This window comes from Vibrio sp. 10N.261.52.A1, from assembly GCF_002876325.1.
GTDB classification, from domain to species: domain Bacteria; phylum Pseudomonadota; class Gammaproteobacteria; order Enterobacterales; family Vibrionaceae; genus Vibrio; species Vibrio chagasii.
The window spans coordinates 1-7,326 of sequence record NZ_MCYD01000831.1; the positions used below are offsets into that span (position 1 = coordinate 1).

Annotated in this window: 9 protein-coding genes; 3 read left to right on the forward strand and 6 right to left on the reverse strand. The window is 44.3% G+C overall.

Annotated elements, in window-relative coordinates; translation table 11 throughout:
* The first annotated feature begins 21 nt into the window (after window positions 1-21).
* Window positions 22-855 carry a pyruvate, water dikinase regulatory protein gene (locus BCT81_RS17700; RefSeq protein WP_102425303.1) on the forward strand — a complete coding sequence of 278 codons (834 nt, stop codon included), beginning with the start codon at window positions 22-24 and terminating at the stop codon, window positions 853-855.
* Between the two features lie 107 nt (window positions 856-962).
* Here the strand turns inward: BCT81_RS17700 and grxB are convergent, their stop codons facing one another.
* From grxB to BCT81_RS17710, 3 genes are all read right to left on the reverse strand, one after another.
* Window positions 963-1,595: a glutaredoxin 2 gene (gene grxB / locus BCT81_RS17705; RefSeq protein ID WP_102425304.1), complete on the reverse strand. Its 633-nt coding sequence runs from the start codon at window positions 1,593-1,595 to the stop codon at window positions 963-965.
* Between the two features lie 310 nt (window positions 1,596-1,905).
* Entirely contained in the window at window positions 1,906-2,064 is a 159-nt protein-coding gene (locus BCT81_RS29390; protein WP_008221767.1) for a hypothetical protein, read from the reverse strand.
* A gap of 164 nt (window positions 2,065-2,228) precedes the next feature.
* Window positions 2,229-3,209: a Gfo/Idh/MocA family oxidoreductase gene (locus tag BCT81_RS17710; protein WP_102425305.1), complete on the reverse strand. Its 981-nt coding sequence runs from the start codon at window positions 3,207-3,209 to the stop codon at window positions 2,229-2,231.
* Between the two features lie 209 nt (window positions 3,210-3,418).
* Between BCT81_RS17710 and BCT81_RS17715 the strand changes: the two genes are divergently transcribed.
* Together BCT81_RS17715 and BCT81_RS17720 are read left to right on the forward strand one after the other, a co-directional pair.
* On the forward strand, window positions 3,419-3,901 hold the full coding sequence (locus BCT81_RS17715) for a GNAT family N-acetyltransferase (protein WP_061031313.1): 483 nt from the start codon (window positions 3,419-3,421) through the stop codon (window positions 3,899-3,901).
* A 2-nt stretch (window positions 3,902-3,903) separates the two neighbouring features.
* Entirely contained in the window at window positions 3,904-4,683 is a 780-nt protein-coding gene (locus BCT81_RS17720; RefSeq protein ID WP_102425306.1) for a L,D-transpeptidase family protein, read from the forward strand.
* A 40-nt stretch (window positions 4,684-4,723) separates the two neighbouring features.
* Here the strand turns inward: BCT81_RS17720 and BCT81_RS17725 are convergent, their stop codons facing one another.
* From BCT81_RS17725 to BCT81_RS17735, 3 genes are all read right to left on the reverse strand, one after another.
* Window positions 4,724-5,461, reverse strand: a complete 738-nt coding sequence (locus tag BCT81_RS17725) for a sulfite exporter TauE/SafE family protein (RefSeq protein ID WP_102425307.1) — start codon at window positions 5,459-5,461, stop codon at window positions 4,724-4,726.
* A gap of 159 nt (window positions 5,462-5,620) precedes the next feature.
* The gene (locus tag BCT81_RS17730; protein ID WP_102425308.1) at window positions 5,621-6,340 is read right to left on the reverse strand and encodes a glycerophosphodiester phosphodiesterase family protein; all 720 of its coding nucleotides are present in this window, start codon (window positions 6,338-6,340) and stop codon (window positions 5,621-5,623) included.
* A gap of 211 nt (window positions 6,341-6,551) precedes the next feature.
* The gene (locus BCT81_RS17735) at window positions 6,552-7,154 is read right to left on the reverse strand and encodes a 2OG-Fe(II) oxygenase (protein ID WP_102425309.1); all 603 of its coding nucleotides are present in this window, start codon (window positions 7,152-7,154) and stop codon (window positions 6,552-6,554) included.
* Window positions 7,155-7,326: the final 172 nt, after the last annotated feature.

Below are 7,326 nucleotides of genomic sequence, written 5' to 3' on the forward strand. Positions count from 1 at the left end.
ATTTTAAACATTAAATAAAAAATGCAAATTGATATTCAAAGTCGTGATGTATTCTATGTTTCTGATGGAACGGCCATAACATGTGAGACTTTAGGGCATGTTGTTCTAGGTCAATTTCCCTTCAAAGCCAATGAGAAAACTTTTCCGTTTGTTGAAAGTGAGGACAAACTTTCTGATTTATTGAAAGAGATCGACACTTCGTATCGTGAGAGTGGTCAGCAACCTCTAGTGTTCTTTTCGATTGTGATTCCTGAAATTAAATCGAAGTTGCTTGAAGCGCCTGCCCATTGCTATGACGTGTTGGAAAGTATTGTTCAGAAGGTACAAGATGACATCCATATGGCGCCGACTCCTAAGTTGCAACGCTCACGCAGTGTGAACAAGGACTCGGTGAAGTATTTCGACCGTATTGCCGCAATCGAATACACACTCGCACACGATGATGGCATCACGCTCAAAGGGCTGGAAGAAGCCGACATCATCTTGCTGGGGGTATCTCGAAGTGGCAAGACGCCAACAAGCTTGTATATGGCGATGCAGTTTGGTTTAAGAGTGGCAAACTACCCGTTCATTCATGATGATTTGGCACGATTAAAGCTGTTGCCAGAGTTTGAGATATACCGACATAAGCTGTTTGGTTTAACGATTGACGCAGAAAGGCTGACTGAGATTCGTGAGAACCGCTTAGCAGGCAGTGAATACGCGAGCGACTCACAGTGTCTGTATGAGCTACAAACCGTAGAGGCGATGTTCCGTAGAGAGGCAGTGCCGTATATCAATACCTCATCGTTATCGGTTGAAGAAATTTCTACCCGTATCCTAGAGCGAACCGGCTTGAGAAGGCGCTTGTTGTAATAACAAGTGCTTGGTTCCATAGAAATAGTGAAAGATAACGAAAATCGAAGCTAGCAGGGGAGATACCTGATGGCTTCGATTTTTTGTTTGTGCTTGTTGCAATCGTTCTAGCGAAGAAGAGACAGTTTTAGCGTTTCACTCTGCTTTTCTAACCAACGTTCTAGAGCTGGTGGCCATGTGATGCTTGGCTCAACGCAGAAGCCACGCAGCATAGAGAAGTACACTGCTTGGTCGATCAGAGGCAGCGAAGACTCACCATTCTCTAAGTTCAGTAGCAGCTCTGCATCTTTCAGAAGCGGGTTAATCTGTTCAACAAACTGCGGTGTTTGCTCAATCAGCTTGTCGAAGTTGAGTTCTTCGGTTTCTTTGGCTGCGCGCCATGCTTCTTTGCTTGCTGGTGATTGGTACTCAGCAAGGTCTAGTTTCCACCAACGTGGCAAACCGATGCGCTGGCTTAGCGGGAATGCGCGAGTTTGGAACAGGGTCACTTGCTCTGATGGCTCACGCTGCTCGCCACTAGATTTCAAATCCATGAAGTAAGCGATGATATCTAGGCTCTCAGCCATGATAGAGCCATCGTCTTTTTGTAATACGGGTACCATCTTTTTACCGATTAAATCGATAAGGGTTTGGGCATCATCATAATCTACAGAAATAAGTTCGATGTTTAAGCCTAGAGATTGAGCGATGTAGGCGACTCGTGCACAGAAAGGGCAGTGGTCGTAAATATAAAGCTTCATAGCTTCCCTCAGTTCATGGTCATTGTGAGTATAAGGTGATGCTAATGTACCAGAGAATTCTGTAAACACTAAACATCAATAGAGAGTGCGTAGCAGTAGGCAATAAGCCTTTGTTGTTACGCTTTAATTCATTCTATTGTCTGTTGGAACTGACTTTGCTGCAATGACTAAACCTGTAGGAAGGCTGGCGGTAAGTAGCAGATATAAAAAAGGCCCTGGCTGTTCACTCTAATGCAGAAGAGTAAAGCAGCCAAGGCCTCAATTTTGTTACCTTTAGCAGAGTGACTACTAAAAGAGCAGAGCGGTTAGACTATGCTTTTTTAAGATCTTGCATTGGGTAAGTAAGCGGCATTGCGCCTTCTACTGTTGTAACGTGAACGTAGTAACCACCAGCACTTAGACCAGTTACTACCATTTCACCAAGTTCAACACCTTTTGTTGCTACAACGCGATCGTCAACTGAAAACACTTTACACACCTTCAATAAATTAAATAAATACGATAGATATCGAACGCGGATTTAATCAGATAGCCCTCTGATCAACTAATCCGGTTATTTGTCGTAAGGATTAAATTTAGTTATGCATAAACTGATATGTGATTAAAATCAGAGTGTTAGCTTAATGGTCTGTATTATTTATCTGCAGGATAAACGACACCAACCTGTTGACGCATCTTTGTAATTAACTTGGCAACGGTTAATGCGCGCTGTTTAGCATCGGTTTGTGTGGTGTGATCGCCAGCAATGCAATCAGCAAAGGCTTGCGCTTCGTAACTCATTGAGTTTTCGCTTTGCACTTGAGTGAGATTTTCAATGCTTCCATCACGATAGCGGATCTTAACGTCGGTGCATTCAGCGATGTGATCAATGATGATCGCACCTTGCTCACCCTGGATCTCGCTTGGCGCATATGAGTCGCTGACCTTAGAGTGTGCAAGGGTCACGTCAAATTCAGGGTATTGGAAGATGGCACAGCCATGCGCATCAACGCCTGATTCCAGCAGTTTTGCAGATGCCTGGGCGTTATCAGGTTCACCAAACAGCGCTACCGTTGCTGCAACGCAATAGAAGCCAATATCGACTAGTGAACCATTGGAGAAAGCTGGATTAAAAGTGTTTGGGTTTTCACCATTCAGGTATTTTTGGTAACGCGATGAATACTGGCAGTAGTTGATGTGCGCTTTATGTACCTTGCCGATTTTTTCTAGCCCAAGTTGGACTTGTTTAAAGTTAGGCAGGAATTGTGATTTATACGCCTCAAACAGTACCACACCGTTTTTCTCAGCGACTTCAAACATGCGTGTGGCTTCCACAATATTCGATGCAACAGGCTTCTCACAGATGACGTGCTTACCATGCTCCATCATCAGAATCGACTGCTCACAGTGCAGCGAATTCGGTGAGGCAATGTACACCGCTTCAACCGTATTGTCGTTGGCTAATGCGTCAAGTGAGTCATATGTGGTTTCAACACCGAATTCTTGTGCGAACTGCGCGGCGCTGTCTAGGTTTCGCGAATAAACGGCAGTCAACTGCATCGATTGTGATTCATGTGCAGCTTGAACGAATTTTTGTGTAATCCAATTGGTTCCAATTACAGCGAACTTAATCATAGAGGTGTCCAGTCGTTAGTGTATTGATTCTGCAGAGATAGTAGCACTCAAAGGCTGGTAATGTGCCTGAGATTTGCGGAACAATTTCCCCAAACTTAGTGCCTAATATTGATCTCCTGCCTTCACAGAGTGTCTGAGTCGACCAGTGGAACGGTGCACATTTAAGCCATTTTTGCTAAGGTGTTATTGAATTCAAACAAGGTGATGATATGCAAATTCGGAATGCTAAGGTAACTGACATCAACGCGATTTTAGCGCTCTCTGATCAGATAAATCATCAACATCATCTCGGTGCGCCTATGGTGTTTGCGCCGCCGTCACAAAGCAAAGCAGACAGCGAGGAGTACTGGCTGGGCTTAATGATTGACCCGACTGGGGCCTTCTTTGTCGCTGTTGAACAGGATGCAGTGATTGGTTTTCTCGCGGGTAAGGTCACGCAAAACAAAGGCGTGAGCTTTATTCAGTCTCATAAGGTGGCGAGAGTGAACACTATTGTGGTGAGTGACCAAATTCAGAGTAAAGGCGTTGGTCGAGCGCTAATGAAGTCATTCAATCAATGGGCGCAAGCTCAAGGAGCGATCGAATTAAGATTAGAGGTGATGGAGTTTAATCAACAAGCTCAGAGCTTTTATGAGTCGCTAGGAATGGAGACTCAGTCCCGAATCATGTCGATGCGTTTTGAGGAGATATAAGGGTGCGTCCGTTTTTACCACTATCACTATGCCTATTCTTGATGAGTCCGATTGTACTCGCCGAAAAGGTCGTCGTGGAGAAGATAGTGTCTGACGCTACCGCTATTGAAACCATTGTCTTTGAGTCAGCACCAGCTCATTCACAACGCATCTCAACTTCCTCTCCTAACTCTACTGGCACTTCAAAATCAAAGCATGTGATTGATGTGGATGAGGCGCTGGGTGAAGGTCAATCCACTCAAATTGCTCAGCTGGCACAAGGTTCATCGCAACGCTTACCTAAAGCTTCTGCTCAAGCTTCATTATTAGAACCCTACATGGCGCCCGATTCTTTTTCTGAAATTGATCCTCTGTTGCAAGTAGTGACCTTAGTGAAAGTCGATAAATCGAAACGCAGAATGTACCTGCTCAAAGGGGATGAAGTGGTACAAGAGTTTCGTATCGCTTTGGGTAAGGAACCGAAAGGTCATAAACGCTTTGAAGGGGATAACCGAACGCCAGAAGGGGAATACACGCTCGACTATATCATGGAGCGCTCTGAGTTTTACCGTTCGGTACACATCAACTATCCGCGCTCTTCTGATAGACAGTGGGCTGAAGAGAATGATGTTGACCCAGGTGGTAACATCAAAATTCATGGTATTAAAAACGGTGAACGTCGTGCGCCAGGTTTTATCCAAAGTTTCGATTGGACAGATGGCTGTATCGCATTAACCAACCAAGATATGGATGAGTTTATTCAACTAGTCAAAATGGGCACCCCTATCCACATCGAATGGTAGGCTCTGGTACCCATTTTCCTTTCAGAAATTAGACAGCTTGTTAAAGCAGAACTCGACCTGCACTAAAGAATGCAATAACGATAAGCAGCCCGATAGAGACAGGCTTAAATTTCTCGCCACCAAATCTTTCGAACAGTTTCGAACCCACATAGCCACCAAACATACTGCTTGGTAACAGTGCCAGTGTAAGCCAAACCACATCACGGTCGACGAGCCCCGCAATGGATGCAGAAACAAAGGCACTCGAATCTGCCAATACAAAGAACGCAATCAAACCTGCTCTGGCGACGTGCGGGGCCACAGGGCTCGCCAATGCGTGGGTGCCAATTGGTGGACCAGACATAGAAGCTGCACCATTCATTATTCCAGCAAGGCTTCCTAGGATATAGGGAGCAAATCTCGGTTCACTTTTATATTGAAAGCCTCGGTAGATCATAAGTGCAGACGCAAAGATAAAGGCGCTGATGATCAAGATAATGGTGTCTTGGCTAACTGATTTGAGTAAAACCAGGCCAACAGGTGTGAACACAAGGCAAGGAATAAATACTTTTGCTACCCAGTGCCAATTGACATGTTTTTTGACCTTAGGCAGTAATTGAACGTTGCCAAGTAGGTCGATAAGCATGAACACAGGAACAAGCTCAATAACCGGCACGAATAACGCACTTAGAGGCAATGCGACTAGGGTGAAACCGAAGCCTGAGAAGCCACGAACGATAGCGGCAAAAATGAAGATTGCACCCAAAATTGGGAAAGTTGGACTAAAAATGAGATCCATAAATTAAGTAACCAATAAAGCTGCCTAAATAGTGCGAGCTAATGAAACCAAGTGAGCAGCGGAATGTACTCCTACTCACTTGTGTTTGCTACTTAATTTTAAGGTTTATCGAGGTAAATTTTCCCGTCTTAAACGTTTACTACTTTGGTATTTGTTTGGTCAATTTTTCGCGCTAAATCTATTTGGAAAATCAGTAAATATCGCATCGACGGTGGATAGGAATTTGAACTTTGACGGATCATTGACGGTGTAGCACCATGTTTGAATCTTTGCTTCGGCAAGCGTATTAAGATCATCCTGATTGACGTTTTCGTAATTCATGTGGCAACTGAACGCTTTCACCTGATCTATAAGCAGAAGATCGTCTTGAGAGAGCTGCTCTGTGATCACGCCAACGCGGTATCTTGGTAAGTGGTGAGCCATTTCTGCAACAACTTCATGGCTGAAACTTGAAAGCAGCACTCTGTCGGTGTCTACGTTTGAGCGGATCAGCTCGCTGTGTAGAAGATCAACCACATGAGGGGCTTGGTGTCGGCTATCGACTTTTATCTCTAGGTTAACGCTTAGGTTATGTTCTTCAACAAGTTCAAGTAACTCGCTAAGTGTGAGTATTCTTTCTCCTTCGAACTGTTCTGACTTCCAGCCACCAAAATCAAGCTGACGCAGCTCTGCCAAGGTGTGTTCATCAACACGGCCCTTGCCATCACTACAGCGTTCGAGAGTGTGGTCGTGGCAAACGACAAGCTCATCATCCTGAGTTTGCTGAATATCGACTTCAATCCATTTCAAGCCAAGTTTAGCGGCTTGTTCAATACTTGCTTTGGTGTTTTCTGGGTGAGTACCCGCTACACCACGGTGACCTACGATGATAGATGACATAATTAATCCTTCTTGAATGCGCACCGTAAATATTTATTAAATATCAGTTTTCCCGAATACGCCAGAGTAATTGCTGGGCAAGAGTCTCTACACAGGATTCGGCTCATAAAAGTGATATTTTCCTCTTAGTACTTTACTAGCAGTACTAAGAGGAAAAGCCTCTCGAGTGGAGAGGCTTTGGATGAGATGAGGCTTTGACCCGAACCTCGCTTTAGTGTGCGATATCGAGTTGGTTGTCCTTCACGCCGTTGATACGGAACCAACCTGCGATACTGAATCGTTCTGTGTTGGTTGGCAGAACTTCGTGTGGGAACTGCTCTGATAAGAACACAAACAAACGGCCAGACTTTGGCGGAATGGTTGCGATGTAATTATCTTGTAGATCGTAAACCACAAGCTCACCTGCGTCTTCTTCACTCCACTCGTCATTCATGTAGAACACAGTAGTCAGACGGCGGTTTTCGTTGCCTTTAAAGCAGTCTAAGTGCTTTTGGTAGAAGTCGCCTTTTTCGTATTTAGCAAAGTGCGCTTCATACTCGAACAAGCCCAAAAAGAACGCTTGGTTTGCCGCTAAACGAATCTGCTCCATTTTATCTAGGAACTGAGATGCAGGCTCACCCATGTCACGGTGTACCCATTGAATCTTATCACTACGAATACTTGATTCTCGTGTTACTTCATCGTTACGGCCAATCCTAGCCTTTTTCCAGTTCTCTGGAATGCAATCCCTCAATGCCACCACTTCTTCATGCGTTAAGAAGTCATCCCAAACAAAGTAGCCTTGGGTAGAAAGAGCATCGATTAGTTGGTTCATGTATAGCACTCAGACAATAAATTAGAGGCGCATATATAGTCCTAATAACTCAGGTCAACAAATCACGTATTTTGTCGTCACGATAAAAGAGCGGAAGAGCATGGTACTTTGATGTGATTTTGTAGTTAACAAATTTATTACAAATAAATATGAGTTTGCTATGGTATAGGTC